We start from the raw sequence: 26,213 nt of genomic DNA on the forward strand, positions 1-26,213 counted from the left end.
CTTCGGTCCTAACCCTTGAACCAGGCCGCCGGAACGCCGAGAATAGTCGAGAGGCTTTGGGCAACGGCGTCGGTGACATTCCGGCGGCCGTTCTCAAGGTCCGACAGGAACCCCTGCCCCAGTCCGGTTTTCGTTGCGAGTTGCTGTTGTGTCAGCCCACGCGACATGCGCAGCGCCTTGATGCGATGATCGCCGCGCAGGATGGCGATCGTCACCTCGGCCGGAAGCAAACCTTCTGCTTCAAGTTCGGCTTTGCGGGCATCATAGATGGCGACATCGTCGTCTTCGGCATCGCTGTTAAGGGCGGCCATCATGGCATCGTAATCTGCCTTCGGCAAAACCACCATTTCCTCACCATTGCTGGCCGTAATGATCTGGATCTTATGCATGGCCTCTCCTCAGTTCCGGCTGTAGGTGGTCGTCTCGCGCTTGCCGATATAGATCGCGAGGATAGTGTTGGCGTCTTCATCGAATATGACGCGGTAGCGACCGACACGCATCCGGTAACCAGCCCTGCCCTTCAGCATCCTGACGTCGCCTTCGCCCTTTATGGCGTAGTGGATCAACGCCTCCGATACCAGCTGCCGCGCATCGGCGGGAAGCTTGTCGAGGTCCTCTGCCGCACCAATGGAGAGGATCAACGTTTTCACATCGTGAAATATCGCAGGAAATCGCATTTTCGCAAGCAGATTATCGCACTATATCGCAAATCGCGACAATGGCCGACAACGTCACCCGCGCCAGCCGTCCATGAAGCACACCCGCTCCACGCCGGTGAATTTGGCAAGCCTTGCAAGCTCGGCCTCCAGCCTGTCCAGCCGCCCGGCGCTTTCCCGCACGCCCGGCTGCCACCAGATCCGTTTGACATCGAGGCTGCCGGCCTTGCGATCCGCCTTCATGTCGATGCGCCCGACCATGCGGTCGCCCTCAAGAAGCGGAAACACATAGTAGCCGTATTGCCGCTTGGGTTCCGGCACGAAGACCTCGATCCGGTAATGGAAGCCGAACAGGCGCTCAGTCCGGTCGCGGTCACGCAGGAGCGGATCAAACGGGCTCAGGACCCGCAGCCGGCCCGGCGGTTCCGGCGGCGACAGGAGTGCCGGCAGCCGATCGGCCAGCGCAAAGGACGGACGCCTTCGCCCGTCCACGCTCTCGATCTCCACTGCTTGCAGCGCGTCGCGGTGGCGAAGAACCCAGTCCTTGGCCTCCTGCGGCGTGACGATATCGAAAAACGCGGCAATTTCGCCAGACGTGGCAAAGCCCAGCCGCTCCAGCGCCGAACGGCAGGCCCAGTCGATGAAGTCGGCCTCGCTGACCTCCGGTTCATGGTGCTCTGCCGGCAAAACGCGTTCGGTCAGATCATAGATCTTCTGGAAATTGACCCGGCCGGCAATCGCCAGCCTGCCCGTCTGCCACAAGAATTCCAGTGCCGTCTTGGAGGGGTGCCAGTTCCACCAGCCGCCGGACACATGTTCATCGGTCTTGCCCTCGCGCGCCATCATCGGCCCCTGATCGCGGATGCGATCATAGGTGTCGGCCACCGCTGAATCATAATCCTCGCCACGCCAGCGCGTCCAATTGGCGCGGATACGGGCCTCGCGCCGCACGAAACGGTGCTTCCAATAGGGAAAGAACGCGGACGGAATGATCGAGGCATCATGCGTCCAGTTTTCAAACAGCGCGCCCTGCCTTTCCAGAAGATCGGTGAGATGTCCGCGTGCATAGGTCTGGTTGCGGGAAAACAGGATCAACTGATGCGCCCGCTCCACCGTCTGGATACTGTCCACCTGCACAAAACCCAGATCCTCCACCAAAGCCTGCACACCATCGCGGCCAAGCTGCCGGTTCGGCGGGCGAGAAAGCCCCTGCCGCTCCAGGAAAATGCGCCGTGCCAGAGAATTTTCGATCAGGATAGCCATGCAGAAAAACTAGCGGATGTTCGTGCTTTGTTCAAGTGTATCCGATCATGGATTGCCAATTGACGGGACTTGGTTCGCCTGCCTCTCCGGTCTATAGAGACCCCGACAGCGCAAGAGGCTTCCCACGTGCACATCATTTTCGACAAGGTTGCGCTGCGCTATGGCGAGCGCACCGCGCTCCAGCCGCTCAGCCTTGAGCTTTCAGATCAGCGCATCGGCGTGATCGGTCTCAACGGTTCCGGCAAGACGAGTTTTGCGCGGCTGGTGAATGGTCTTGCCAAGCCCACGACCGGCCGCGTGACGCTTGACGGGCTGGATACGGTGGAGGATGCGCAAGCGGTGCTGCGCGCCACCGGCTTTATCTTCCAGAACCCGGCCAACCAGATCATCCTTCCCATTGTTCGCGACGATATTGCCATGGGGCCGAAAAGCCGCGGCCTCAAAGGCAGAGCCGTGGATGAGGCCGTCGATGCCGTGCTGTCACGTTTCGGCATCGCGGATCTTGCCGCCCGCCGGCCGCATGAACTGTCGGGCGGCCAGTTGCAGCTGGTGGCGCTTGCCGCCGTGGTGGTGAATGATCCGGGCCTTATTCTGTTTGACGAGCCGACCAACCAGCTGGACCTCAAAAACCGCGCATCTGTGAAGGCAGCCATCGAGGCGCTTAGCCAGCAAGCCATTGTCATCAGCCATGATCTTGATCTTGTGGCCGATTATCCGCGCGTGCTGGTGTTTCACGAGGGGCGGGTTGCCTTTGATGGAAAAGGCGCAGCAGCCATTACCCGCTACCGGGAGATTGCCGCGTGCTGAAAAGCCTCTATGTGGATGGCCATAGCCTGATGCACCGGCTGCCAGTCAGGCCGAAGCTTTCAGCACTCCTGCTCACAAGCCTTGGCCTGTTCTTCGTGCACCAGCCACTGGTGCTGGCGCTTTCCGCCGCCCTCACCGGATTTGTCTATTTCACCCTCGGCCTTGGCTTTCGCGAGGCGCTCGGGCGGCTCACGCCCGTGCTCTTCACCATTGCCGTGCTCGGCCTGTTCAACCTCGTGCTGCTTTCGCCGCAGGAAGCGCTTGTCTCGGTGCTGCGGCTGGTCGCCATCCTGTTTCTGGCAGCCAGCGTGACGGCAACGGTAAAGATTGCCGATTTCATCGACACGCTCACCCGGATTTTTGTGCCGCTGGAACGGCTGGGCCTGCTGAAAGCCGCCGATGTCGGGTTGGCCTTCGGGCTCGTTCTGCGTTTCGTGCCGGAAATTGCCGCGCGCTATGAGAGCCTGAAGGAAGCGCATCTGGCACGCGGCCTTACCGTCAAACCGCATAAAATGATCGGCCCACTCATCATTTCCACACTGAAGGATGCCGATGCGATTGCCGAGGCAATTGACGCACGCGGCATTCGGGGCCAGTAAACAGGGCAACGACATTCTCCCGGAGAGACATTCATGACCACCAAGGACCTCGTGCTGGCGGCTCTGTTCACGGCCATCATCATCGTGCTCGGCCTTATTCCGCCCGTCACACTCGGCTTCATTCCGGTGCCGATCACCGCTCAGTCGATGGGCGTGATGCTGGCCGGCTGCATTATCGGGGCAAAGCGCGGTGCCACCGCCTATGCGCTGCTTGTGGTTCTGGTCGCCATCGGCATGCCGGTTCTCTCGGGTGGCCGCGGTGGCCTTTCCGTGCTGATGGGCCCGACCGCCGGCTATATCTTTGCCTGGATCGTCGGCAGTTTCGTCACCGGCCTTGTGGCCGAACGTTTCGTGCGCGAAGGTCAGTCGAACGCGCGCCAGATGGCCGGCTTCTTCATCGCCAGCCTGATCGGCGGCATCGGCGTCGTCTATGCCATCGGCATGCCGGTCGTATCGTTGGTGGCCGGCACGCCCTTCGACAAGGTGGTCATGGGCTCGCTCGCCTTCATTCCCGGCGACGTGCTGAAGGCAGCCATTGCCACGCTTGCCGCCCGCGCCGTGATGCTGGGCTATCCGCTCCTGCCGCAGCGGGCTTAAAGCCCTTCCGCATTCATCTCGCACTCTTGAAATGCCACCTTAAAGGTGGCATTTTTCGTTGATGGAGAAGAGAAGGCCGACCTATGATCTGAAGGCCATCCAGACGGTTTTGGGCCGCGTCGAAACGCTTGCGATGACGACATCGGCGCTTCGGGACGCGACGTCGATCGGTTTCGACCGTCATGGCATCGTCGAGATCATATCCGGTATTGCACCGTCAATGTTCTACAAGTCGATGACGACCTTTGCCGACCACCGGACATGGCAGGATGTCTACCATGTACCAATGCGTGATCTTCTCCTCTACGTAAAGTTTCAAGCTGATGTCATTACCGAGTTCAAGCTGGTGTCATTCAAGGAGAAGTAGAATGTCCGACAGTGACACGACAGACACGATGATTTCGCCTGAGACCGGTGTCACGCTCCGGCGGGACGTACGCCCGTTCAGAGTAGCCTACAAGGGACAGGAGGCATGGGTGGATCTGCCCGGCTTTTATCCCGAGAGTGACGACGAAGGCCTGCATGTGGGCGACGACATGCAGGTTGTGGATGCCGCTTTGCGGATTTTGAAGGAGAAAATCGATGGCATTCCCGCACCGGATACGATCCGCAAGTTTCGCCGCAAGCTGAAACTGTCCCAGCGAGAAGCCGGCAGTTTGCTGAAAGTCGGTGAAAGCGCTTTTGATAAATATGAGCGAGGCTTGGCAGAACCGAGCGGGCCAACAATTCAGTTGATGAAGCTCCTGGATCGCCATCCCGGCCTTTTGGACGAACTGAAAACGGGCTGACGGTTCGCCACTCAATCCAGATATTGATAGAGCCAGTCGCGCAGCTCTTCCGGAAGCGGCACCGGTTCTCCGCTTTGCCCATCACAGGCCGACCAGACGATTTCGGCTTCCGCCACCAGTTCCTCGCCGCGATACATCAGAACCGCAAAGCCTGCCGTCTTGCCGCCAATCTTGCTGACCCTGACGGAGGTTGTCACCGCATCATTAAAATGCAGGCCCCGGTGCAGGTGGCAGCCGACCTTGGAGACGCTGAAGGCGGGATCGGAGGGTTGGGGTTCACGCGCCGCCCAAAAGCGGCCAAGCGCTTCTTCCGCATAGGTAATATAGGCAGCACTGTGCATTTCACCGCGCAGGCCGACATCACGAAAGGGAACGCTGAACCCGTATTCACCCATGTCGTTTGCCACGCGCTCTGCACCCCTTGTTCCCCACAGGCTTCATTAAAGACGAGACGGATGAAGGCAACAAGACCGCAGGGCGGAAAACTCCCTTGAAAAGGGGGGCTATTTGCGCCATCTCGGCGTAAGCGACCCGTTTTGCACGGGCGACGGCAGGAGCCAACCGGATGACAACCCGCCTTTACGAGAACAAGATCTTTCTGGAGCATAACACGCCCGCCGGCCACCCGGAGCGCGCCGACCGGCTGCGCTCGCTCTCCATTGCGCTGGAGCATCCGAATTTCGACCGGCTGGAACGCGTGGAAGCGCCGCAGGCCAATGAGGATGCCGTGATGCTGGCGCATCCGGAAAGCCATTTCCTCTCGGTGATGCGCGAGATCCCCGAGGAAGAAGACCTGATCCGCCAGATCGAGGCCGATACGCATGTGAGCGCCAAGAGCCTGCAGGCGGCGCTGATGGGCATTGGCGGCGCCATGGCCGCCGTGGACGACGTGTTTACTGGCAAGGCCGACAATGTTTTCGTCGCCTCGCGCCCGCCCGGCCACCATGCGGAAAAATCGAAGGCCATGGGCTTTTGCCTGTTCAACAATGTGGCGATTGCCGCCCGCCATGCGCAAAAGACCTATGGCGTGGAGCGTGTCGCCATTGTCGATTGGGACGTGCATCACGGCAATGGCACGCAGGATATCTTCTGGGACGATCCATCCGTGCTGTTCTGCTCGACGCACCAGATGCCGCTCTATCCCTGGTCGGGCGAGCGTGACGAAACGGGCAAGCATAATAATATCGTCAATGCGCCGCTGGAAACCAATTCCGCCGGCGAGCATTTCCGCGAGGCCTTTTCCTCGCGCGTGCTGCCGGCGCTTCACAATTTCCGCCCGGATTTCATCCTGATTTCCGCAGGCTTTGATGCCCATCACCGCGATCCGCTGGCGCAGATCAACCTTGTCGGCGATGATTTCGACTGGGCAACCGGGCGGCTGATGGAAATTGCCGGGAAATACGCCGGCAACCGGGTCGTAAGCCTGTTGGAAGGCGGCTATGATCTGGAAGGCTTGGCCGAATCGGCCGGCCTGCATATTTGCAGACTGATGAAAGGCTAGTGATGTCGCAGAGCGCAGAAGGCCACGACGTTGGCGCCTACACCTTCGAAAAGGCCGTGGCGGAACTGGAAAGCATCGTGGCGCGGCTGGAACGCGGCGATGTGGCACTGGACGAATCCATTGCCATCTACGAGCGCGGCGAAGCCCTGAAAAAGCATTGCGAAAAGCTGCTCAACGCGGCGGAAAACCGCATCGAAAAGATCCGGCTTGACCGCGCCGGCAATCCGCAGGGCGTCGAACCGCTCGACGGCGCCTGAGACATCCTCTTCATCCGGGAACCGAATGTCTGCCAAGCCGTTTATGCGGCATGGCAAAAGATACCGGAAAGACCGCCAAGGGCGGCATGATGGCCTTTGTTGTTACCCTTTTCCTCACAGCCCTGGTGCTGGCGGGGGTTTACCTGCTTGGCTTTACGCCGGGCGAGACGAGCTGAGGCTGAAGAGTTTTTAGACCCTCTCTGCCCTGCCGGGCATCTCCCCCACAAGGGGGGAGACAAGCAAGACGATCCGGAGCCGCCTCAACAGAAGCCCTCCAAGCAGGCGAGAAGAGTTTACTGAAACGCGAGGTATCTTTGAGAGCACGCGGGCAGAAGCGGGGTTATCTTCCCCCCTTGTGGGGGAGATGGGCGGCAGCCCAGAGGGGGTTATAAAATCAGGATAACCCTATCACCGCACCGCCATCACCCTTTGATCCACCGCCGCAAGCGCCCGATCGACATGGCCGTCGAAGACGAGCCCCGCCTCGTCCGGTTCGATATCGATATGCGGCAGACCATTCAGGCGTACATGCAGCGATTGGCGCAGGCCCTCTTCCATGCCGCCGGCCAGAAGATCATAAAAGCGCGTGCCCGGCCCGGTAATCGCAACCGGCATGTTTTCATACAAGCTCAGCACGCGTGACAGGCCCTGGCCGAGCGCAAGCCCCGCCTGACGAAAGGCATATTGCGCCATGCGCGTGCCCTGGCGGGCCGAAAGCGCGATCTTTTCCATTTCGGCAAGCGGCACGAAGCGGGCGGGAATGGTGTTGGGCGGCACCTGGAAGGCCAGCCGCAAGATTCCGTAAAACCCGGCTGTCGCCTCGATACAGCCGCGCGAGCCGCAGCGACAGAGCCGGTCATCAACGGCATTCAGCATATGGCCGAAATTCGGCGCCGTGACGGCAAGGCTGCCCTGCCCGTCCAGCCGGGCAATGCCAAGCCCGATACTGTGGCCGAGCGACAGGGTGATCAACCCGGAAAAATCAGGCGCGTCCGCATCCTGCATCTGCCGGCTGGCCTTGGCATGCGCCACAAGCAGCGTTTCATTGTTGAGCGCCAGCTGCGCCTGCGGCAGGTCGTCCAGCAGCTTTGCAAAGTCCACCGGCCTGTCGCCGAAGACAGGCGACCAGACGAGCCGGCCCGCCTCTGCATCGACAATGCCCTTGCTGCTCAGCGACAGCGCCGAGACATCCTCCGGCTTCAGCCGCGAGCGCTCCATCAGCCGTTTCACAGCCCCTGAGACCTCATCGAGCAGGCTTGCCGGCGTGCCTTCCAGATCGCGCCTTGTGCTGAACCGGTCGATCAGCGTGCCGCGATAATCGGCCAGCGCGTAATGCACGGCATCCGAGGAAATCTGCACCGCCGCCACATGGGCAAAGCTGCGCCGCGGCGACAACATGACCCGCGGCCGGCCACGCCCGCCGGATACCGCCTGCTCCTGCCGCTCGATCGCCCCGGCCCGCTCCAAATCCGCTGTCACCGCCGTGACCGTCGCCGATGCAAGGCCCGTCTCTACCGAGAGCCCGGTATGCGACATGGCGCCGGAGCGGCGAAGCGCCGACAAGACAGTGATGAGATTTTGCCGGCGCAGCTGTTCCGTGCCCGGTTTGGCCCCGCCGGCCAAGCCCTGCAGTGCAGATGAGCTTTGGAAAGAGACAACACTGGGCATGAGAGCTCGAATTGGCTGGTGCACTGCAAATCATGGTGTTGACAGCAGGAACATCATCTGACAGATATTTTCTCGACTGTCGAGAAAAACAATCTTTCTCAGGGGATCGGGGGTTTGGCCGACAGTTTTTCGGCGAGTCAGGGCGGACGAGGAGGTCAGCCGGCTCGCGCACAAAGGGAGGTTTTGGAAATGAAATCCATCATGAAACTGATGGCGACCGCCGCTGTCATCACGTCCGTTCACATGCCCGCTCAGGCCAAGGATCTCATCGTTGGCGTATCCTGGTCGAACTTCCAGGAAGAACGCTGGAAGACGGACGAAGCAGCCATCAAGAAGGCTCTCGAAGCCGCTGGCGCCAAGTATATTTCCGCTGACGCCCAGACATCTGCCGCAAAGCAGCTGACCGACATCGAAAGCCTGATTTCGCAGGGTGCCAATGCGCTGATCGTTCTGGCCCAGGATTCCGGCGCCATTGGCCCGGCCATCGAAAAGGCCGCCAATGAAGGCATTCCGGTCGTCGGCTATGACCGCCTGATCGAGAACCCCAACACCTATTACATCACCTTCGACAACAAGGAAGTCGGCCGCCTGCAGGCGAAAGAAGTCTTCAAGGTGAAGCCCACCGGCAATTACGTGTTCATCAAGGGCGGCTCCACCGATCCGAACGCCGATTTCGTTTTCTCCGGCCAGATGGAAGTGCTGAAAGCCGCCATCGACAGCGGCAAGATCAAGAATGTCGGCGAAGCCTATACGGATGGTTGGAAGCCGGAAATTGCCCAGAAGAACATGGAGCAGTTCCTGACCAAGAACGGCAACAAGGTTGACGCGGTCGTTTCCTCCAACGACGGCATGGCCGGCGGTGTGGTGGCAGCGCTCGAAGCACAGGGCCTTGCCGGCGCCGTTCCGGTCTCCGGCCAGGATGGTGACAAGGCAGCGCTGAACCGCGTGGCACTTGGCACCCAGACCGTGTCTGTCTGGAAAGACAGCCGCATGCTGGGCAAGAAGGCCGGTGAAGTGGCTGTGGCGCTTGCCGGTGGCAAGAAGATCAGCGAAATTCCGGGCAGCACCAAGTTCAAGGGCGGCGCCAAGGGTGTGGAAATCACCTCGCAGTTCCTGACCCCGCAGGCCATCACCAAGGACAACCTGAATGTTGTTCTCGAGGCCGGCTGGATTTCCAAGGCCGAGCTTTGCCAGGGCGTCAAGGCCGGAACAGTCGCTGCCTGCAAGTAAGCAGCAGCACCAGAAGGTAGCACAGTTCTAAAAGGCAGGACGCCGCAAGCACACTTGCGGCGTCCCACGCCTGCCTGTGGCCAATGATAACACAAGGGGAGTAGAAGGATTATGGCGGATCACAGCATCGTCGTGCCTTCCAGCACTGCGCGGCCGGCAAGAGGCAATCTCTGGCAGCGCTTCTTTCAGGCGACAGAACTCGACACGCGCCTTCTCGGCATGGTCTTTGCGCTCGTCTTCATCTGGATCGGCTTTCACATCCTGTCGGGCGGATTGTTTTTGACATCCCGCAACCTGTGGAACCTTTCGGTTCAGGCGGCTTCCGTCTCCGTCATGGCCACCGGCATGGTGCTGGTCATCGTGACCCGCAATATCGACCTTTCGGTCGGATCGATCCTCGGTTTCGTCGGCATGATCATGGCGGTCACCCAGACGAAATTCCTGCCCGGCATGCTGGGCTTTGATCATCCCCTCACCTGGGTTCTGACACTGATGCTCGGCATTGCGCTGGGCGCTGCCATCGGCGCCTTCCATGGCGCAATCATCGCCTTTCTCAGCGTTCCCTCCTTCATCGTCACGCTTGGCGGCCTGCTGGTCTGGCGCGGTGCAGCCTGGATGGTGACAAGCGGCGCAACGGTTGCGCCCATGGACACCACGTTTCGCCTGATGGGCGGCGGCGCGGACGGCTCGATCGGAGCCACCGCCAGCTGGGCCGTCGGCATTGTTGCCTGCGTATTCATCGTCCTGTCGATCCTGCATTCGCGCCAGCAGCGCAAGCGCTTCGGCTTTCCTCTAAAGCCCATCTGGGCCGAATATTTCATCGGCATCGTCGGCTGCGGCGTGGTGCTTGGCGCCGTGCAAGTGCTCAACAGCTATTATATGCCTGTCAACCTGGCGCGCCGCTATGCCGAAGCCAATGGCATTGCCTGGCCGGAAGGCGGGCTGGAAATCCCGCTCGGCATCGCCATTCCCGTGCTGATCGCGCTGGGCATTGCCGTGGTGATGACTTTCATCACCAACCGCACCCGCTTTGGCCGTTACGTGTTTGCCATCGGCGGCAACCCGGAAGCAGCAGAGCTTGCCGGTATCAAGACCCGCTGGGTCACGGTGCGCATCTTTGCCCTGATGGGGGCGCTCTGCGCCATCGCCGCCGCCATCTCGACGGCCCGTCTCAATGCCGCCACCAATGCGCAAGGCACGCTGGATGAGCTTTACACCATTGCGGCGGCCGTGATCGGCGGCACCTCGCTTGCCGGCGGCATGGGCACGATAGCCGGTGCCGTTCTCGGCGCCATCGTCATGCAATCGCTGAATTCGGGCATGGTTCTGCTCGGCATGGATGCGCCACTGCAAAGCATCGTCATCGGCCTGGTTCTGGTTGTCGCCGTCTGGCTGGACACCGTCTACCGCGCACGGGCTCGTTAGGAGGAGTTGGAGATATGACGCAAAAACAGACCCCTCTGGTGGAAATGCGCAACATTTCCATCTCCTTCGGCGGCATCCACGCAGTGGAAGGCGCTTCCGTCGATCTCTTTCCCGGCGAAGTGGTTGCCCTTCTCGGCCATAACGGTGCCGGCAAGTCCACCCTCATCAAAATCCTGTCGGGCGCCTATCGCCGCAATGCCGGCGAGATCCTCATCAATGGCGAGGCCGCCGAGATCAACAATCCGCGCGATGCCAAGGCCTATGGCATCGAGACCATCTATCAGACACTGGCTGTCGCCGACAATGTCGATGCCGCCGCCAATCTCTATCTCGGTCGCGAGTTGCGCACCGCCTGGGGCACGCTGGACGATGTGGCGATGGAAGCAAAAGCCCGCGAGGTGATGGGGCGCCTTAACCCCAATTTCCAGCGCTTCAAGGAGCCGGTGCGCGCGCTTTCGGGCGGCCAGCGGCAATCGGTGGCGATTGCCCGCGCCATTCTGTTTGATGCGCGCATCCTCATCATGGACGAGCCGACGGCCGCCCTTGGGCCGCAGGAAACCGCGCAGGTGGGCGAGCTGATTACCCAGTTGAAGCGCGAGGGGATCGGCATCTTCCTGATTTCGCACGATATCCATGACGTGTTCGATCTGGCCGACCGGGTATTCGTGATGAAGAACGGCCGCGTGGTGGGCCATGCCCGTACCGAGGACGTGACGAAGGATGAAGTGCTCGGCATGATCATCATGGGCAAGGTGCCACCCGGCGCCGTGGCCGGCCCTGGTGCCATGCAGATGGCGTGAGGGATTGGGGCAAGGACGTAGCCTGTTTTGCGACAGGCTACGTTCGCGCAAGAGGTCCCCTCATCCGCCCTGAGATATTACCGACTGCGCAAGACACCGGCCAGCGTGTGAATATGCGCAGCGCCGATGCCGCAGCAGCCGCCAATCAGCGTTGCACCGGCATCCACCCAGTCACAGGCAAAGCGCGAATAAGCATCCGTCGTCAGGTCGGCGCGCGTTTCGTGCAGGCCCTCATTGGCCGCAGTCTCATCACTATCGCTCTCAAAGGCATTGGCATAGACGCCGATCTCGAGGTCCGCCCCACGTGCGCGCAAGACTGATGCCGCGACTTCGACAGCCTTCTTCATCACTTCCGGTCGGGCGCAATTGAAAAGCAACACCGATGCGCCGGAGCCCGCCGCCCATTCGGCGGCATCCGCCACCGTCTCGCCGGAACGCAGCTTCGGCTCGCCGCCGGCAATAGCTGCCGCATCATCGGCCAGCGTGAAGGAGATCCAGAAGGGTTTGCCGGTGTCTTTCACCGCAACGGCAACCGCCTCCCCTTCGGCAATCAGGCTCAAGGTTTCGCCCAGCCACACATCGACATGCGGCGCAAGGTTCTGAACCAGCACGGACAGATAATCCTGAACGCGCGAGGCATCGAAATTTTCAGGCTCATAGGAGCCGAAGATCGGCGGCAGGCCACCTGCGACAGTCACCGCGCGCCCTGATGCAACGGTTGCCTCGCGCGCCAGAGCGCCCGACAAAGCAATCAGACCGGCGCCCTCGGCGGCAAAGCGCTCTTCGCCAATGTGGAAAGGCACAAGCGCATAGGAATTGGTGGTGATGACATCCGCACCGGCGGCGATAAATTCCGCATGCACCTGGCGCACGATATCCGGGCTATCGATCAGCGCCAGCGCCGACCATTCCGGCTGCTTCAGTTCCGCGCCCAGCCGCAGAAGTTCACGGCTCATGCCGCCATCGAGAATGCGAAGTTTGTTCATGCATGCCACCCGTCAGTATCGTTCATCCAGTGGCTGGACCGTAAACGGCATCAGCCCGGAAATCGACTGTCGATTTCCGGGCTGATGCAATGATTACCAAGGTTTTTGGAAATTACTTCCAGCGCTCGCTGGGGGCGCTATTGGCCTTTTTCGGCTTACCCTTCTTGGCAAAGGGCTTGGCATCCTTGGATGCGGGCTTTGGCCCATCCTTGTAGCCGCCTTCCTTGTTGAAAGGCTTGCCTTCCTTCTTGAAGGGCTTGTCGAAGCTTTTCGCGTCGCGGCCCTCGCCCGTATAGGCAGGCTTGGCAGCCTTCGGCTTCTTCGACCAGTCGTCACGCGGGCGGTCATCGAAGGACTTCTTCACGTAAGGCTTCGGCTCGGAGGGGCGCGACAGGTCCGGCGCACGGTCAAGGCGCGTCACGCGGATGCCGCGCTCCAACGTCTTGTTCTGGCCGATGGCGTCGGCGAAACGATCGACATGCGCTTCGGCAATCTCGACATAGGTCTCGTCGCTCTGCATCTTGATGGCGCCGATTTCGTTCTTCGTCAGGTTGCCATTGCGGCACAGCATCGGGATCAGCCAGCGCGGCTCGGCATTCTGCTTGCGGCCAACCGACAGCGAGAACCAGACGGACGGACCGAATTCACTGCGCGGAGTGCGCGGGCTGCTTTCAAATTCCGGACGCTCGAACCCGCCTTCGCGCGGCTTGCGCGCAGCACCCGGCTGAACGGAAACCTCGATCAGGTCTTCCGGTGCCGACTGCTTGGCGCGGTAGAGATTGACGAAAGCAGCCGCCAGTTTTTCGGCACCATGCGCTGCAACCAGCTTGGCGATGATATCGTGTTCTTCCTCACGGGCGGCTTCCTCGAAGATCGGATCGGCAAGCAGGCGCTCCTGGTCGCGACCGATGACTTCCTCGGCAGACGGCGGGCGATCCCAGGTGGGCGTCACATCGGCGCCGGCCAGAAGCCGTTCGGCCTTGCGGCGCTGGTTGACCGGAACGATCATGGCGCTGATGCCCTTGCGGCCGGCGCGGCCCGTGCGGCCCGAACGGTGCAGGAGCGTTTCCGAATTGGTCGGCAGATCGGCATGGATGACGAGATCAAGGCCCGGCAGGTCGATACCGCGGGCAGCGACATCGGTTGCGATGCAGACGCGGGCGCGTCCGTCGCGCATGGCCTGCAGCGCATGGGTGCGCTCGTTCTGCGTCAATTCGCCAGACAGCGCCACCACATCGAAATTGCGGTTGTTGAAACGGGCGGTCAGATGGTTGACGGCTGCACGTGTGGAACAGAAGACGATGGCATTCTTGGCATCGTAATAGCGCAGCACGTTGACGATGGCGTTTTCGCGGTCGGCAGAGGCGACAAGCAAAGCGCGATATTCGATATCGGCATGCTGCTTTTCTTCCGACGTCGTGGAAATGCGCACGGCATTGCGCTGATAGCGCTTGGCAAGCTTGGCGATACCGCTCGAAACCGTGGCCGAAAACATCAGCGTGCGGCGGCTTTCAGGCGCTGCCTCAAGAATGAATTCGAGATCCTCGCGGAAGCCGAGGTCGAGCATTTCGTCGGCCTCGTCGAGAACGGCGACGCGCAGTTCCGACATATCGAGCGCATTGCGGCGGATATGGTCGCAGATACGGCCGGGCGTGCCGACAACGATATGGGCGCCACGTTCCAGCGCACGACGTTCGGAGCGGATATCCATGCCGCCAACGCAGCTGGCAATCACCGCGCCGGTCATTTCATAGAGCCATTCCAGCTCGCGCTTCACCTGCATGGCAAGCTCGCGCGTCGGCGCAATCACCAGCGCCAACGGAAAACGCGCCTCGTCGAAACGCTCGGCACCGTCAAGAAGCGTCGGGGCAATGGCGATGCCAAAGGCAACCGTCTTGCCGGAACCAGTCTGGGCCGAGACCAGCGCATCGGAGGTGACCAATGCCGGATCGAGCATGGCCTGCTGCACGGGGGTGAGGGTTTCGTAACCGCGTTTCGACAACGCCTTGGCGATCGCCGGGACGGCGCCATTCAGTTCGGACATCTACCTGTCTTTCGGATTTTCATGCGCATTGACGCGCGGGCCGCGACACTCGCGGCGGGGTATGATGCCTTCCCTAGCGATTTGCAGCGCAAATGTCAAAGCAGCAGCACCACGGCGCCAAGGCGATTGCGCGAAGGGTAAACGGTCGCAACCATCATGTCTTTGCCTGCGCCGCGAAATCCGCTAGAAGCCGGAAGTCGTTCCACTTGAAAATGCCGCTTTCCTCATCATCTTGGAAAGAGAATAAAGGCTCCGACGAAAGAGCAGAAAAGGCCCGTTTCCGTGACATCCATGCCCAAGACGCCGCTGCTGGACCAGGTCAACCTGCCGGCCGACCTGCGCACCATCGAAGATCGCGACCTGCCGCAGCTTGCGCGCGAATTGCGCGACGAGATGATCGATGCGGTGTCGAAGACCGGCGGGCATCTGGGCGCAGGGCTTGGCGTGGTGGAACTGACGATTGCCATCCACAAAGTGTTCAACACGCCGCATGACCGGCTGATCTTCGATGTGGGCCACCAGTGCTATCCGCACAAGATCTTGACCGGCCGCCGCGACCGCATCCGCACGCTTCGCCAGGAAGACGGGCTTTCCGGCTTCACCAAGCGCGCGGAAAGCGAATATGATCCGTTTGGCGCAGCCCATTCCTCCACCTCGATTTCCGCCGGTCTCGGCATGGCGGTGGCGGCGGATCTCTCCGGCACGCCGCGCAATGTGATTGCCGTGATCGGCGATGGTGCGATGTCAGCCGGCATGGCCTATGAGGCGCTGAACAATGCTGGCGCGCTCGATGCGCGCCTCATCGTCATCCTCAACGATAATGACATGTCGATTGCCCCGCCGACGGGCGCCATGAGCGCCTATCTGGCGCGGCTTGCGTCTGGCCGCAGCTATATGGGCTTTCGCGAACTGGGCAAGAAGCTGACGGCCTATCTGGGCAAGAATATCGACCGGGCAATTACCCGCGCCGTGGAACATGCGCGTGGCTATGTGACCGGCGGCACCATGTTCGAGGAAATGGGCTTTTACCATATCGGACCGATCGACGGCCATTCCTTCGACCACCTTCTGCCAGTGCTGCGCAATGTGCGCGACAATGGCAAGGGACCGATCCTCATCCATGTGGTGACGCAGAAGGGCAAGGGCTATGCGCCGGCCGAAGCTGCCGCCGACAAATATCACGGTGTCAACAAGTTCGACGTGATCACCGGCGCGCAGGCGAAAGCCAAGCCGAATGCGCCAAGCTATACGGCAGTGTTTGCCGAAGCGCTGGTGCAGGAAGCAGGGCTCGACGAGAAAATCGTCGGCGTCACCGCCGCCATGCCATCCGGCACCGGGCTCGACAAATTGCAGGATCTCTTCCCCGCCCGCACCTTCGATGTCGGCATTGCCGAACAGCATGCGGTAACCTTTGCCGCGGGTCTTGCCGCCGAGGGCTACAAGCCCTTCTGTGCGCTCTATTCCACCTTCCTGCAGCGCGGCTATGATCAGGTGGTGCATGATGTGGCGATCCAGGGTCTGCCCGTGCGCTTTCCCATCGATCGCGCAGGCCTTGTCGGCGCCGATGGCCCGACGCATGCCGGGTCCTTCGATACGGTGTTCATGGCCGCCCTGCCGGGCATGGTGGTGATGGCAGCGGCCGACGAGGCCGAGTTGAAGCATATGGTGCGCACGGCGGCAGCCTATGACGATGGCCCGATCTCCTTCCGCTATCCGCGTGGCGAAGGGGTGGGCGTTGAAATGCCGGTGCGCGGCGAAATCCTGGCCATCGGCAAGGGCCGCGTGGTCAAGCAGGGCGCCAAGGTGGCGATCCTGTCCTTCGGCACCCGGCTTGCCGAATGTCTGCTGGCCGCCGAAGATCTCGACGCGGCAGGCCTATCGACAACGGTTGCCGATGCGCGCTTTGCAAAACCGCTCGACCATGACCTGATCCGCCAGCTGGCCAGCCACCACGAAATGGTCGTGACCATCGAGGAGGGCTCGGTCGGCGGTTTCGGCAGCCATGTCATGCAGTTCCTTGCCCATGAAGGCCTGCTGGATGGCGGGCTGAAGGTGCGCTCGCTGGTGCTGCCGGATCTCTGGATGGACCAGGCCAAGCCCGAGGTGATGTATGCTCGCGCCGGTCTGGACCGCGCCGGCATCGTGAAGACCGTGTTCAAGGCGCTCGGGCAGACGCAGAAGGTCGGCGCTGCGGGGTGATGGTTATCTGGCGGAAGGTGTCTACCCAGGACTGTCGGCATCCTGTGATTCCCCCCCTCTGTCCTACCGGACATCTCCCCCTCAAGGGGGGAGATCGCATTTGAAACAAGGCCCTCTCTGCCCTGCCGGGCATCTCCCCCACAAGGGGGGAGAAACGACGCGGCAGGCGTCCCTTTCCTGAACGGGCGGCAGGGCCGGGTTAAGCCCTCCCCCTTGTGGGGAGGGTTTGGGAGGGGACTTTCTTTATGGCGATTGCCCTGCCCCTCATCCGCCTGCCGGCACCATTTCCCCATCATGACGGGGAGAGAAGATATCCGGACATCCCACCCACTCCCCTCACGCAAAAAAGGGGCGACCCTCAGGCCGCCCCTTTGATGTTTAGCTATTCCCCAGTCCGGGCTTAAAACTCTTCCCAACTTTCAGCGGTTGCAGCTGCCGAGCCGCCACCCATGCCCACGGCACCGGCGACCTTGGCCATCATCCGGCGCGCCGGTGAGGCAACGGGCTTTGCATTGCCCCGCACCGCTTCCGGCCGGCGGATCTGCATGCCCTCGCCAGCGCCACCGACGCGGAACTGGCCGATGATCTCGCGCAGCCTGCCGACTTCGCTGGAGAGGGCGGCGCTGGCGGCAGTCGATTCTTCCACCATGGCGGCATTCTGCTGGGTCACCTGGTCCATCTGGTTGACGGCCGTATTGACTTCCGCCAGACCGACCGACTGTTCCTTGGCCGAGGTGGCAATCGCATCGAGCTGGCTGTTGATCGTCACGACCTGCTGTTCGATGACCTTCAGCGCTTCGCCGGTTTCCTGCACGAGGCGCACGCCGGTCGAGACTTCATCCACGGAATTGCGGATCAGGTCCTTGATTTCCTTGGCGGCCTGAGCCGAGCGCTGGGCAAGTTCGCGCACTTCCTGCGCCACAACCGCAAAGCCCTTGCCGGCTTCACCGGCACGCGCGGCTTCAACGCCGGCATTCAGCGCCAGAAGGTTGGTCTGAAACGCAATCTCGTCAATCACGCCGATGATCGAGGAGATCTGGTTCGACGATTGCTCGATGCGCTGCATGGCATTGACGGCGCTGGATACGACCTCGCCGGAGCGGCGCGCCGAGCGGTTGGCTTCCACGGCCACGGTCCGGGCCTCTTCCGTGCGCTTGGAGGAGTTGGTCACATTGGCGGTGATTTCATCGAGTGCGGCTGCGGTTTCTTCCAGAGACGCCGCCTGCTGCTCGGTGCGCTTGGACAGATCTTCGGCGCTCTGGCTGATTTCGCGGGTGCCATCGCCAATCGTGCCGGTGGCGGTGGAGACCGAGCGCAAGCTCTCTGCGAGTTGCGAAACTGCGGCGTTGAAATCGGCGCGCAGAGCCTCGAAATCGCTGGCGAAGGGTTCGCTCAGGCGGAAGGTCAGGTCGCCATCCGACAGGTGCTTCAGACCCTCAGCCAGACCATGGGTGGCCTTTGCCATGTCCGCGGCCCGCTGGCGGTCGCTTTCCAGCGTGCGGCTGCGCTCGCTGTCGGCTGCGGCACGCGCGTCGCTGGCTTGCTTTTCCAGTTCACGCCCACGCAGGCTCTTGTCCTTGAAGATCTGCACGGCCTTTGCCATGCCGCCCAGTTCGTCGCCCCGACCCAGACCATCGACCACCGCCGACAGATCGCCATTGGCAAGCACGGTCATGGTGGTTGACATATCGCGGATCGGCTTGACCAGCCAGGCGCGGATGGCAACAAAGCCACCGAGAAGAACGAGACCGAGGCCGCTGAAGACCGCAACCAGCGTCATGGTCGTGGTGGCGTTCGTCATATCGGTCAGCTCCGCGCTCCTCGCGTCGGCGGCATTCACGAGATCTGTCGTGACGGCCGAAAACCTGGGCGAAATCGCCGCAAAGGCGGGCTGGCACTGGGTCTGGAAAGCGAGCTGAGAGGCGTCGACCTCCTGATCCGTGGTTGCCTTTTTACCTGCCGCAATTGCCGGGCCGCAGGTGGTATCGATAATGGCCAGCACATCGGTCCGCAGCGGTGCGATGGCCGGATTGCCAGGAATAGCCTTGGCGACGAGATCCATGAAGCCAACAAAGGATGCGCGGGCCTCCTGAACTTCCTTTTCAGCCTTGGCATTCTGTTCATCGGTACGCGCCATCATCAGGTCGCCAATCGCGGCGCGGGTGGCCTGCAGGCTGCGGTTGGAACGCGCCAGATAGAGCGCTGCCTCGGATTCCCCCTCCAACAGAAGACTATATGCGGTATCGATGGACTGCATCTTCTGGCCCGAATAGAGGGCTATGGCGACGGTAAAGAGACCGAAGCCGGCCATGATGATCAAAAACTTTCCGACGATAGAAATGTTTGCCACTTGCCACTCCTGCGGGAACCTGGCGTTCATCCAAGGGAGCCACGAGCAAATCATTCACCGGGCAAACCGTTCAAGAGGCAGGGATAGGACATGGCTCATCGTCAGCGCACGGACCGGGCGCTGGAGCCGCATCGGAGCGCCCTGCTCTGCCGACCCGCTGCGTCTTGATCGACGCGCATCTTCGGCGTCACAAGAATTATCAATTCAATCCTAAATATCGGTTAATTCTAATATAACACGCTGTCACTTCAGGTTCGGGCAATCGGCAACACACTCTATTTGTATTCTGTGCAGGCTCCGGGGCGTCGAGACGATTCCGGTCAATTGGCCGGGTTTGCGACAAGGAAAAGCACGTCCAGATCCTTTTCCGGAGTGAAATCCTGCTTTTCCAGAACAAAGCTCGTCGGCCCGGTTTTCTTGACGCCCTCGCCGCAGAAGCTGACGAAATTCTTCGGGTCACCCTTGTCAATGGTGAGCGTGAACCTGCCGATTGAGCCGCCCCAGTTGGCGCCCGTCTTCAGCACATAGGAGATCCAGGCCTCGGTATAGTTCGGGCCACCGCTGGCGGCGGCCTTTTCCAGCTTTGCCGCCGTCTTCATGAAGGCATCGTCCAGACAGAAACGCTGCCTGTATTCCCCGTAGGAATAACCGGGCTTTCCCTCGCTGATGAAGCTCATGGCAACGGTTGCGCCGACACTTGGCTTGTAGCGATGGCTGACGCGTACGGGTTTTCCGGCCGCAAAGCGCGTCTTCCACCAATAGGCGGAATGCAGGGTCCAGAGCGGCCGGTAATCGGTCGTCCAGCCCTTGCCCGCATCATAGGTATCGGCAAACAGCAGACCCTTGGCGATCCAGTCCTGCACCATGTCCGGGGAAAGCTGCGTTATGGCCGATGCCGTCGCATCGCTATAGGGCAGCAAGGGCACATTTGCCTTGCGCAATTCCTCGGTGCGATCAACGCCCAGCGCCGTCACACGCTGGTCGAGCGCCGGCTGAATGGTTTTGCCATCCTGCTGCACCGCAAAGCCGAGGAAATTGTCGACCTCCATGTCGGGTATCGCGATCATGCCGTCGGGCGAACCCTGAATATCGGGCATGGGAAAGGCGATGACGCTGTCCACGTCCTTGTCGGATGTGTTGCGGAAGACATAATCGACCCGCACCTCAGTCATCGACAGGTAAAGATCTTCCTGTTCCATCGCCACATCGGAGGTCTCGACATAGACGAGACCGCCTGTCTTCAGCTCAGCCATCGTATCATTGGCAAGAGCCGGCGCGGCAAAGGCGCACAGCGTAAAAACATAGAGTGCGGTTCTGGTCATGGTTTCCCCCCAAGCACAACAGGCTTTGCAGACTAACCGCCGCTCCTTGTTTCGCAAGTGACTAAAAGAGAAGGGGCCAGTCTTGCGACCGGCCCCTTCCCGCATTCCTATCGATCGGGATCAGAATTCTTCCCAATTGTCCTGCGCCGGCTTTGCTGCGGGCGAAGAGCCTCCAAAGGCCTGGGCGAGCTTGCCATGCAGGGCATTGGCCGGCGATGGCGCCGGCCGCGCCGAGGCAGGGGCTGCCACCGGGCCACGCCCGATGGCGGGCTTCGTCAACGGCTTGGCGGCGCTGCGGAGCGGCAACTGGCCAGCGGATGCGGACGTCGTGGACGCACGGGCAGCGGTGAAGGAAGACGATGCCGGCGGCCTTGACGACGCGCCCTGACCGGCGGCCTGACGGCTTTCGACCGCAGCGCCAAGCTTGAACTGGCTGAGCAGATCGTTCAGCTCGCCTGCCTCGCGGGCCAGCGCATGGCTTGCGGCTGTCTGTTCTTCCACCATGGCGGCATTCTGCTGGGTGTTCTGGTCCATCACGCCGATGGCGGTATTGATCTCCTGCAGGCCGGTTGCCTGTTCGCGCGAGGAGGTCACGATCGCCTTGATGTTCTCGTTGATCTCCTGAACCTCGACGACGATGGCTTCCAGCGCCTCGCCGGTTTCGCCCACCAGCGCCACGCCGGCATCCACCTGCTGGCTGGAATTGGTGATGAGGCCCTTGATTTCCTTGGCCGCATTGGCAGACCGCTGCGCCAGTTCGCGCACTTCCTGGGCAACAACGGCAAAGCCCTTGCCGGCTTCACCAGCGCGTGCTGCCTCGACACCGGCATTCAGCGCCAGGAGGTTGGTCTGGAAGGCGATATCATCGATAACGCTGATGATGCTGATGATCTCGTTCGATGACTTGGCGATGCCTTCCATGGCGCCGACGGCCCGGCGCACCACATTGCCGGATTTCTCGGCCCCGAGACGGGCACGTTCGACACGCTGGCCGACATCTTCGGCGCGCTTGGCAGATTCGCGCACCGTCGTGGTGACCTGCTCGACAGCGGCCGCCGTCTGCTCGACAGAGGCTGCCTGGCGTTCGGTGCGCTTGGCCAGATCATCGGTGGCGGCGCGGATTTCAGCAGCGCCGGCATGAATGGCAGTTGTGTTACGGCCAACGCCTTCCAAGGCATCCTGCAACTTGCCGAGCGCCTGGTTGAAATCGACGCGCAGGCGGTCGAGATGGTCGGCGAAGGGCTTTTCCAGGCGGTAGGAGACATTGCCATCGGCAAGGCTCGACAGGCCATGGGCCAGCGAATTCATGGCGAAATCGACCTCGGATGCCTCGCGCGCCTTGCGAGCGTCGTTCGACTGGCGTTCCACTTCGCTGGTCTGGCGCAGCTCATCGGCCTGCTGCGACAGGCGCAGCTTTTCGATGGCGGCATCCTTGAACACGGCGACGGCTTTGGCCATTTCACCCACTTCGTCGCCACGGCCAAGGGCAGGAACCTCGATACCGTTATCGCCGGCGGCCAGTGCCGTCATGGCGCGCGTCATGCCGACGATCGGCGTGACGATGGCCCGCGACAGAAGCCAGATGAGTGCCACGGAGATCACGCCGGCTGCGGCTCCGCCGACAATCAGCGTCCACAGAAGCGTCATATGCGCAGCATTCTGCTCGGCCAGCTTCTGGCCGGTCAAGTTGCCAATCTGGGTCTTCACCTTGGCCGCTGCGGCACGGAATTCGTTCAGCTGCGGCGAGATTTCCCCGGAGGACTGGATCATCTTTTCCAGCGCAGCACCCGTTGCCTCCTTGCGCGCCTTAAGCTCAGGCTCGACGCGCGTGGTATGAAAACCATCGGCGCCGCGGCGCATATCGGCAAGCGTCGCAGCAATGTCCGGATAGGCGGACGACAGGCTGGTGGCCTTGTCGAGGGCCGCAACCAGCGCCGTGCGCTTGGCCATGACGATACCTGCCATCTGGTCGCTACCCGACAGGATGAAGCCGCGTTGGTTCAACGCCTGCTCCAGCTGCGCTTCCATGGCATCGGATACGGCAGATGAAATGAGCTGCGACTGGGCGAGCCCGCGCGAGGCATCCGTCGATCGAAGGCCCTGCCAATAGACCATGGCGGAGGCGAGAAGGCAGACAAACATCAGAGCGAGAAACGTGCTGATCAGCTTCTTGTTCAATGAAAGATTTTTCAACAACATGGGGCACCGCATTCTTGGAGCTGGTGATAATAGGCTCCTAAAGAATCCGATGGACGTTAATATTGCGTTGCCTGCGGAGGGCAGTTCACAACACTCTTGGGTTGTTCGCACAAAAAAGCACGCGAAACCCGAGTCAAACTTGCATTTTGCCAGGTTTGAGGGCGGAGAGCCGCGGGCAATTGGCGGGGTCATAGAGCGGTAAACCGGGCTTTGTCACCGAAATCTCTTGCACGCAGGCCAAAGGAGCGGCATGGACGGGGCATGACATCTTCCGGACCTCCCAGACTAGACCAGCTTCTCGTGGCTCGCGGCCTGTTCGCCAGCCGATCCCGCGCCCGCGACGCCGTTTTGCGCGGCACCGTCAAGGTTGACGGCCAGACGGTTTTGAAACCGAGCCAGGTCGTGGCATCGAATGCCACCTTTTCCATCGACGACCCGGCGCAGGACTATGTGTCGCGCGCCGCGCTGAAACTCGTGGCCGCGCTCGATCACTTCAAGCTTGATCCCGCCGGCCTCAACTGTCTCGATATCGGCGCCTCGACCGGCGGCTTTACCGAAGTGCTGCTGAAGCGCCAGGCGGCGCATGTGGTGGCCATTGATGTGGGCCATGGCCAGATCCATGACCGCATTGCCGGCAGCCCGCGCGTGACCAGCCTTGAGGGCCTCAACGCCCGCGCCCTGACGCGCGACGACATTGGCGATGACGAGATCGGCATGGTTGTTTCCGACGTCTCCTTCATCTCGCTGAAACTGGCGCTGCCGCCGGCGCTCGACATGGCCGAACCCGGCGCGGTCTGTGTGCTGCTGGTCAAGCCACAATTTGAGGCGGGCCGCGATTTCGTCAGCAAGGCCGGCCTATTGAAGGACCCGGAGACGGCACCGGACGTGGCCGCCGACCTTGAACGCTGGCTTGTCGAGGAGATGGGCTGGGTGAGCATTGGCCTCATCCCCTCGCCGATTTCCGGCGGCGACGGCAATGTCGAATACCTGCTGGGTGGACGCAAGCCATGAGCACGCAAACCGTCACCATCACACGGCTTGGCGCGCAAGGGCATGGCATTGCCCATGGTGCCGACGGCCCGATCTTCGTGCCCTTTGCGCTGCCCGGCGAAACCGTGGCGATTGCCCGCGTCGGCAACCAGGGCACCGTGATGTCCACCTCGGTCACCGCGCCGGAGCGCATAGCGCCGCTCTGTCGCCATTTTGGCCCCGAGGGCGATGCCTGTGGTGGCTGTTCGCTGCAGCATCTGGCCGATGCGCCCTATCACGCCTTCAAGCGGCAGCTGGTCGTCGATGCGCTGAAATCCAAGGGTCTTGAGCCGCCGGTCGGCGAACTTGTGACAGCGGCACCCCGCCAGCGCCGGCGCGTGGTATTTTCCGTGCGCAAGACCGAGAAGGAATTGCTGCTCGGCTTCAATCGCGGCGAAAGCCACACGATCGTGTCGATCGTCGAATGTCCCATCTCGTCCGATGGCATTATCGGGCGATTGAACCTCATCCGCACGGCAGCCGCGGCCCTGGCGCAGGGCTCCGAGACCTTCCGCCTCACCGTCACCGAAACGCAAAGCGGGCTCGACCTTGCCGCAGAGGGTTTCAAGAAGATCGAAGACAGCCAGCGCCGCGCCGTGGTGGAAACCGTGCTGACGCTGAAGGGCGTTGCCCGAGTTTCGGTGAATGGCGAAACGCTGGTGGAGCCGCAGAAGCCGCAGCTGGATTTTGGCGGCGTGCTGGTCTCCCCTCCTCCCGGCGGCTTTACCCAGGCGACCCGCGAGGCCGAAGAGGCCATGTCGGCGCTGCTGGCCGGCCATTTTGCCAAATCCAAGCGTATCATCGACCTGTTTGCCGGCTCCGGCACCTTTGCGCTGCGGCTGGCCCGCCATGCCAAGGTGCATGCGGTGGAAGGCGACGAGAAGGCGGTTGCCACACTCGACCAGGCCGCGCGCCGCGCACAGGGGCTAAAGCCGGTGACGGTGGAAAGACGCGATCTCTTCCGTCGGCCAATGATGCCGCAGGAACTGAAAATCTATGACGGGATTGTCTTTGACCCGCCGCGTGCCGGCGCCGAGGTTCAGGTCAAGGAAATGATCCGCTCTGGCGTGAAGAAGATTGCCGCCGTCAGCTGCAATCCGCTCACCCTTGCCCGCGACCTTGCCATCCTGGTCGAGGCCGGCTACCGGATCACTTCTGTCACGCCGATCGACCAGTTCCTCTGGTCCTCGCATGTGGAAGCCGTGGCACTTCTGGAAAAATAGGCGTCAGCGCCCGAGCTGCAATGTGCCGCTGCCGGTGACATTCGGGCAGCGGCAGCTGCCGCCCACCCGACCGGCATCGGCACGGCAGATGCTGGCAAGCTTGCCTCTTGCGCCGGGGGGTGCCTGCACGATGCAGATATAGCGCTGGCGCTGCTTGTTGCCATCATTGGTATCAACCCGCGTATTCGGCCCCTGCTGCGCCAATGCGCCGGTGGCCGCCATCATGAGGATCGTGAGACCGGCCATCAGTCTGGTCATGGTATTCTCCCGGACAGGTGAGGATTGCATAGCTGCGCAGTCTTCTACGCTCGAGATTAATCTGGTGTGAATGCAGACCGCAAGCCTGTCTCTTCCTATCGCTTCAGGAAAGCCTCGAAGGCGGCGCGTGCCTCGGCGCTGCGCAGTTGTGTGGAGAAATGCACCATTTCCTCGTCAATGCGGGTGAGGACTTCATGCGTCGAGCCACGCACCAGATCGCGGGCGATCTTCAGGGCGCCGGCAGGCTTTGAGGCCAGCGATGCGGCGATCTTCAGCGTCTCGGTCTCGACCTCATCGGGCGCGACGACTTTCCAGATCAGGCCGGCTTCGCGCGCGGCCTCGGCGGAAAAACCTTCGCCGGCGGCCAGAAGCGCAAAGGCGCGCTGATGGCCCATGATACGCGGCACGATGAGCGATGAGCCCGCTTCCGGCACCAGCGCCAGATCGACGAAAGGCGTCTTGAACAGGCTGCGGGAGGAAGCGACCGTCAGGTCGCAATGCAGATGCAGCGTCGTGCCGATGCCGATCGCCAGGCCATCGACGCCGGAGACGAGCGGCTTGCCATAGCTTGCGAGCACTTTCAGGAAATCGACGGCAGCCGGCGGATCCTTGTCGCCCGACATGGCATAGGTGAGGAAATCGCCCATATCATTGCCGGCGGAAAAACAGCCCTCGCTGCCGAGAAAGGCGACTGCCCTGATGGCGCCATCATGCCCCGCCTCATGCAGGCCCATGACCATTTTGCGATACATGGCAGATGTGATGGCGTTCTTCTTGTCGGGCCGGTTGAAGCGGATGACAAGCACGCCGGGATGGGTTTCGGGGCGTTCGATCAGGATGTGGTCGGTCATTTTGCGTTTCCAGTTGCTGCCTGCCATCACAAGACGCGAGGCTGTTTCGAACCAAAAGTCCCTCTCTGGCCTGCCGGCCATCTCCCCCACCAGGGGGGAGAAGACTCGCGGTGGCCACTCGCTCGACCAATTCAACGCTGTGGCTTGGGATCACAGCCGGG

General features: G+C 61.5%; 26 protein-coding genes. 14 read left to right on the forward strand and 12 right to left on the reverse strand.

Going from position 1 to position 26,213, the window contains the following annotated elements:
- Positions 1 to 8: 8 nt before the first annotated feature.
- The 3 genes from E8M77_RS19620 to E8M77_RS19630 form a co-directional block, all read right to left on the reverse strand.
- Positions 9 to 389 carry a helix-turn-helix transcriptional regulator gene (locus E8M77_RS19620; protein ID WP_137132318.1) on the reverse strand — a complete coding sequence of 127 codons (381 nt, stop codon included), beginning with the start codon at positions 387 to 389 and terminating at the stop codon, positions 9 to 11.
- Positions 390 to 398: 9 nt separating this feature from the next.
- Entirely contained in the window at positions 399 to 650 is a 252-nt protein-coding gene (locus E8M77_RS19625) for a plasmid stabilization protein (RefSeq protein WP_137132319.1), read from the reverse strand.
- A gap of 81 nt (positions 651 to 731) precedes the next feature.
- Positions 732 to 1,919 (reverse strand): winged helix-turn-helix domain-containing protein, encoded by a 1,188-nt coding sequence (locus tag E8M77_RS19630; RefSeq protein WP_137132320.1) that lies wholly within the window; start codon positions 1,917 to 1,919, stop codon positions 732 to 734.
- A gap of 126 nt (positions 1,920 to 2,045) precedes the next feature.
- On the opposite strand from E8M77_RS19630, the gene E8M77_RS19635 reads away from it, so the two are divergent.
- From E8M77_RS19635 to E8M77_RS19655, 5 genes are all read left to right on the forward strand, one after another.
- Positions 2,046 to 2,726, forward strand: coding sequence for an ABC transporter ATP-binding protein (locus tag E8M77_RS19635; protein ID WP_137132321.1), 681 nt, complete (start codon positions 2,046 to 2,048; stop codon positions 2,724 to 2,726).
- Positions 2,723 to 3,325 carry an energy-coupling factor transporter transmembrane protein EcfT gene (locus tag E8M77_RS19640; protein ID WP_170975953.1) on the forward strand — a complete coding sequence of 201 codons (603 nt, stop codon included), beginning with the start codon at positions 2,723 to 2,725 and terminating at the stop codon, positions 3,323 to 3,325. Before E8M77_RS19635 ends, E8M77_RS19640 begins: the two co-directional genes overlap by 4 nt.
- A gap of 33 nt (positions 3,326 to 3,358) precedes the next feature.
- Positions 3,359 to 3,922 (forward strand): biotin transporter BioY, encoded by a 564-nt coding sequence (locus E8M77_RS19645; protein ID WP_137132323.1) that lies wholly within the window; start codon positions 3,359 to 3,361, stop codon positions 3,920 to 3,922.
- A gap of 61 nt (positions 3,923 to 3,983) precedes the next feature.
- Positions 3,984 to 4,289 (forward strand): type II toxin-antitoxin system MqsR family toxin, encoded by a 306-nt coding sequence (locus E8M77_RS19650; protein ID WP_137132576.1) that lies wholly within the window; start codon positions 3,984 to 3,986, stop codon positions 4,287 to 4,289.
- 1 nt (position 4,290) lies between these two features.
- On the forward strand, positions 4,291 to 4,710 hold the full coding sequence (locus E8M77_RS19655) for a type II toxin-antitoxin system MqsA family antitoxin (protein ID WP_246659330.1): 420 nt from the start codon (positions 4,291 to 4,293) through the stop codon (positions 4,708 to 4,710).
- An 11-nt stretch (positions 4,711 to 4,721) separates the two neighbouring features.
- Here E8M77_RS19655 and E8M77_RS19660 read toward each other — a convergent pair whose 3' ends face one another.
- Positions 4,722 to 5,117 carry a thioesterase family protein gene (locus tag E8M77_RS19660; RefSeq protein ID WP_137132325.1) on the reverse strand — a complete coding sequence of 132 codons (396 nt, stop codon included), beginning with the start codon at positions 5,115 to 5,117 and terminating at the stop codon, positions 4,722 to 4,724.
- A gap of 158 nt (positions 5,118 to 5,275) precedes the next feature.
- Between E8M77_RS19660 and E8M77_RS19665 the strand changes: the two genes are divergently transcribed.
- The 3 genes from E8M77_RS19665 to E8M77_RS24420 are packed head-to-tail and all read left to right on the forward strand — an operon-like array spanning position 5,276 to position 6,644.
- The gene (locus tag E8M77_RS19665) at positions 5,276 to 6,211 is read left to right on the forward strand and encodes a histone deacetylase family protein (protein WP_137132326.1); all 936 of its coding nucleotides are present in this window, start codon (positions 5,276 to 5,278) and stop codon (positions 6,209 to 6,211) included.
- A 2-nt stretch (positions 6,212 to 6,213) separates the two neighbouring features.
- On the forward strand, positions 6,214 to 6,468 hold the full coding sequence (locus E8M77_RS19670) for an exodeoxyribonuclease VII small subunit (protein WP_137132327.1): 255 nt from the start codon (positions 6,214 to 6,216) through the stop codon (positions 6,466 to 6,468).
- A 50-nt stretch (positions 6,469 to 6,518) separates the two neighbouring features.
- The gene (locus E8M77_RS24420; protein ID WP_281408207.1) at positions 6,519 to 6,644 is read left to right on the forward strand and encodes a hypothetical protein; all 126 of its coding nucleotides are present in this window, start codon (positions 6,519 to 6,521) and stop codon (positions 6,642 to 6,644) included.
- 232 nt (positions 6,645 to 6,876) lie between these two features.
- On the opposite strand, the gene E8M77_RS19675 is transcribed toward E8M77_RS24420, so the two are convergent.
- A complete protein-coding gene (locus tag E8M77_RS19675; RefSeq protein ID WP_137132328.1) occupies positions 6,877 to 8,136 on the reverse strand; it encodes an ROK family transcriptional regulator in 1,260 nt (419 codons plus the stop codon).
- A gap of 189 nt (positions 8,137 to 8,325) precedes the next feature.
- On the opposite strand from E8M77_RS19675, the gene xylF reads away from it, so the two are divergent.
- From xylF to E8M77_RS19690, 3 genes are all read left to right on the forward strand, one after another.
- The gene (gene xylF / locus E8M77_RS19680) at positions 8,326 to 9,366 is read left to right on the forward strand and encodes a D-xylose ABC transporter substrate-binding protein (protein WP_137132329.1); all 1,041 of its coding nucleotides are present in this window, start codon (positions 8,326 to 8,328) and stop codon (positions 9,364 to 9,366) included.
- Between the two features lie 111 nt (positions 9,367 to 9,477).
- Positions 9,478 to 10,791, forward strand: coding sequence for a sugar ABC transporter permease (locus E8M77_RS19685; RefSeq protein ID WP_137132330.1), 1,314 nt, complete (start codon positions 9,478 to 9,480; stop codon positions 10,789 to 10,791).
- Positions 10,792 to 10,805: 14 nt separating this feature from the next.
- On the forward strand, positions 10,806 to 11,591 hold the full coding sequence (locus E8M77_RS19690) for an ATP-binding cassette domain-containing protein (protein WP_137132331.1): 786 nt from the start codon (positions 10,806 to 10,808) through the stop codon (positions 11,589 to 11,591).
- A 77-nt stretch (positions 11,592 to 11,668) separates the two neighbouring features.
- Here E8M77_RS19690 and E8M77_RS19695 read toward each other — a convergent pair whose 3' ends face one another.
- Both E8M77_RS19695 and E8M77_RS19700 read right to left on the reverse strand, forming a co-directional pair.
- A complete protein-coding gene (locus E8M77_RS19695; RefSeq protein WP_137132332.1) occupies positions 11,669 to 12,577 on the reverse strand; it encodes a homocysteine S-methyltransferase family protein in 909 nt (302 codons plus the stop codon).
- A 112-nt stretch (positions 12,578 to 12,689) separates the two neighbouring features.
- Entirely contained in the window at positions 12,690 to 14,621 is a 1,932-nt protein-coding gene (locus E8M77_RS19700) for a DEAD/DEAH box helicase (protein ID WP_137132333.1), read from the reverse strand.
- Between the two features lie 282 nt (positions 14,622 to 14,903).
- Here E8M77_RS19700 and dxs point away from each other — a divergent pair, with 282 nt between their 5' ends.
- The gene (dxs, locus tag E8M77_RS19705; RefSeq protein ID WP_137132334.1) at positions 14,904 to 16,820 is read left to right on the forward strand and encodes a 1-deoxy-D-xylulose-5-phosphate synthase; all 1,917 of its coding nucleotides are present in this window, start codon (positions 14,904 to 14,906) and stop codon (positions 16,818 to 16,820) included.
- A 400-nt stretch (positions 16,821 to 17,220) separates the two neighbouring features.
- Here dxs and E8M77_RS19710 read toward each other — a convergent pair whose 3' ends face one another.
- The 3 genes from E8M77_RS19710 to E8M77_RS19720 all read right to left on the reverse strand — a co-directional run bounded on the left by E8M77_RS19710 (position 17,221) and on the right by E8M77_RS19720 (position 22,691).
- Positions 17,221 to 19,170 (reverse strand): methyl-accepting chemotaxis protein, encoded by a 1,950-nt coding sequence (locus tag E8M77_RS19710; RefSeq protein ID WP_137132335.1) that lies wholly within the window; start codon positions 19,168 to 19,170, stop codon positions 17,221 to 17,223.
- 320 nt (positions 19,171 to 19,490) lie between these two features.
- A complete protein-coding gene (locus tag E8M77_RS19715; RefSeq protein ID WP_137132336.1) occupies positions 19,491 to 20,492 on the reverse strand; it encodes a DUF4424 domain-containing protein in 1,002 nt (333 codons plus the stop codon).
- A gap of 120 nt (positions 20,493 to 20,612) precedes the next feature.
- The gene (locus E8M77_RS19720; RefSeq protein WP_137132337.1) at positions 20,613 to 22,691 is read right to left on the reverse strand and encodes a methyl-accepting chemotaxis protein; all 2,079 of its coding nucleotides are present in this window, start codon (positions 22,689 to 22,691) and stop codon (positions 20,613 to 20,615) included.
- Positions 22,692 to 22,952: 261 nt separating this feature from the next.
- Between E8M77_RS19720 and E8M77_RS19725 the strand changes: the two genes are divergently transcribed.
- Both E8M77_RS19725 and E8M77_RS19730 read left to right on the forward strand, forming a co-directional pair.
- Positions 22,953 to 23,702: a TlyA family RNA methyltransferase gene (locus E8M77_RS19725; protein ID WP_137132338.1), complete on the forward strand. Its 750-nt coding sequence runs from the start codon at positions 22,953 to 22,955 to the stop codon at positions 23,700 to 23,702.
- A complete protein-coding gene (locus E8M77_RS19730) occupies positions 23,699 to 24,943 on the forward strand; it encodes a class I SAM-dependent RNA methyltransferase (RefSeq protein WP_137132339.1) in 1,245 nt (414 codons plus the stop codon). The genes E8M77_RS19725 and E8M77_RS19730 overlap by 4 nt, the downstream gene beginning before the upstream one ends.
- Positions 24,944 to 24,946: 3 nt before the next feature.
- On the opposite strand, the gene E8M77_RS19735 is transcribed toward E8M77_RS19730, so the two are convergent.
- Entirely contained in the window at positions 24,947 to 25,201 is a 255-nt protein-coding gene (locus tag E8M77_RS19735; protein WP_137132340.1) for a hypothetical protein, read from the reverse strand.
- Between the two features lie 95 nt (positions 25,202 to 25,296).
- Positions 25,297 to 26,052: a crotonase/enoyl-CoA hydratase family protein gene (locus E8M77_RS19740; RefSeq protein WP_137132341.1), complete on the reverse strand. Its 756-nt coding sequence runs from the start codon at positions 26,050 to 26,052 to the stop codon at positions 25,297 to 25,299.
- Positions 26,053 to 26,213 lie beyond the last annotated feature (161 nt).

It is taken from the genome of Rhizobium sp. FY34, assembly GCF_005222845.1.
Taxonomy (GTDB): Bacteria; Pseudomonadota; Alphaproteobacteria; order Rhizobiales; family Rhizobiaceae; genus Neorhizobium.

Bases quoted from the DNA above. Each gene is read 5' to 3' on its own strand.
- E8M77_RS19720 (WP_137132337.1), bottom strand. From the start codon at position 22,691: ATGTTGTTGAAAAATCTTTCATTGAACAAGAAGCTGATCAGCACGTTT.
- E8M77_RS19630 (WP_137132320.1), bottom strand. From the start codon at position 1,919: ATGGCTATCCTGATCGAAAATTCTCTGGCACGGCGCATTTTCCTGGAG.
- E8M77_RS19740 (WP_137132341.1), bottom strand. From the start codon at position 26,052: ATGACCGACCACATCCTGATCGAACGCCCCGAAACCCATCCCGGCGTG.
- E8M77_RS24420 (WP_281408207.1), top strand. From the start codon at position 6,519: ATGGCAAAAGATACCGGAAAGACCGCCAAGGGCGGCATGATGGCCTTT.
- E8M77_RS19665 (WP_137132326.1), top strand. From the start codon at position 5,276: ATGACAACCCGCCTTTACGAGAACAAGATCTTTCTGGAGCATAACACG.
- E8M77_RS19725 (WP_137132338.1), top strand. From the start codon at position 22,953: ATGACATCTTCCGGACCTCCCAGACTAGACCAGCTTCTCGTGGCTCGC.
- E8M77_RS19685 (WP_137132330.1), top strand. From the start codon at position 9,478: ATGGCGGATCACAGCATCGTCGTGCCTTCCAGCACTGCGCGGCCGGCA.
- E8M77_RS19695 (WP_137132332.1), bottom strand. From the start codon at position 12,577: ATGAACAAACTTCGCATTCTCGATGGCGGCATGAGCCGTGAACTTCTG.
- E8M77_RS19730 (WP_137132339.1), top strand. From the start codon at position 23,699: ATGAGCACGCAAACCGTCACCATCACACGGCTTGGCGCGCAAGGGCAT.
- E8M77_RS19675 (WP_137132328.1), bottom strand. From the start codon at position 8,136: ATGCCCAGTGTTGTCTCTTTCCAAAGCTCATCTGCACTGCAGGGCTTG.
- E8M77_RS19735 (WP_137132340.1), bottom strand. From the start codon at position 25,201: ATGACCAGACTGATGGCCGGTCTCACGATCCTCATGATGGCGGCCACC.
- E8M77_RS19715 (WP_137132336.1), bottom strand. From the start codon at position 20,492: ATGACCAGAACCGCACTCTATGTTTTTACGCTGTGCGCCTTTGCCGCG.
- E8M77_RS19670 (WP_137132327.1), top strand. From the start codon at position 6,214: ATGTCGCAGAGCGCAGAAGGCCACGACGTTGGCGCCTACACCTTCGAA.
- E8M77_RS19645 (WP_137132323.1), top strand. From the start codon at position 3,359: ATGACCACCAAGGACCTCGTGCTGGCGGCTCTGTTCACGGCCATCATC.
- E8M77_RS19690 (WP_137132331.1), top strand. From the start codon at position 10,806: ATGACGCAAAAACAGACCCCTCTGGTGGAAATGCGCAACATTTCCATC.
- xylF (WP_137132329.1), top strand. From the start codon at position 8,326: ATGAAATCCATCATGAAACTGATGGCGACCGCCGCTGTCATCACGTCC.
- E8M77_RS19620 (WP_137132318.1), bottom strand. From the start codon at position 389: ATGCATAAGATCCAGATCATTACGGCCAGCAATGGTGAGGAAATGGTG.
- E8M77_RS19655 (WP_246659330.1), top strand. From the start codon at position 4,291: ATGTCCGACAGTGACACGACAGACACGATGATTTCGCCTGAGACCGGT.
- E8M77_RS19700 (WP_137132333.1), bottom strand. From the start codon at position 14,621: ATGTCCGAACTGAATGGCGCCGTCCCGGCGATCGCCAAGGCGTTGTCG.
- E8M77_RS19650 (WP_137132576.1), top strand. From the start codon at position 3,984: ATGGAGAAGAGAAGGCCGACCTATGATCTGAAGGCCATCCAGACGGTT.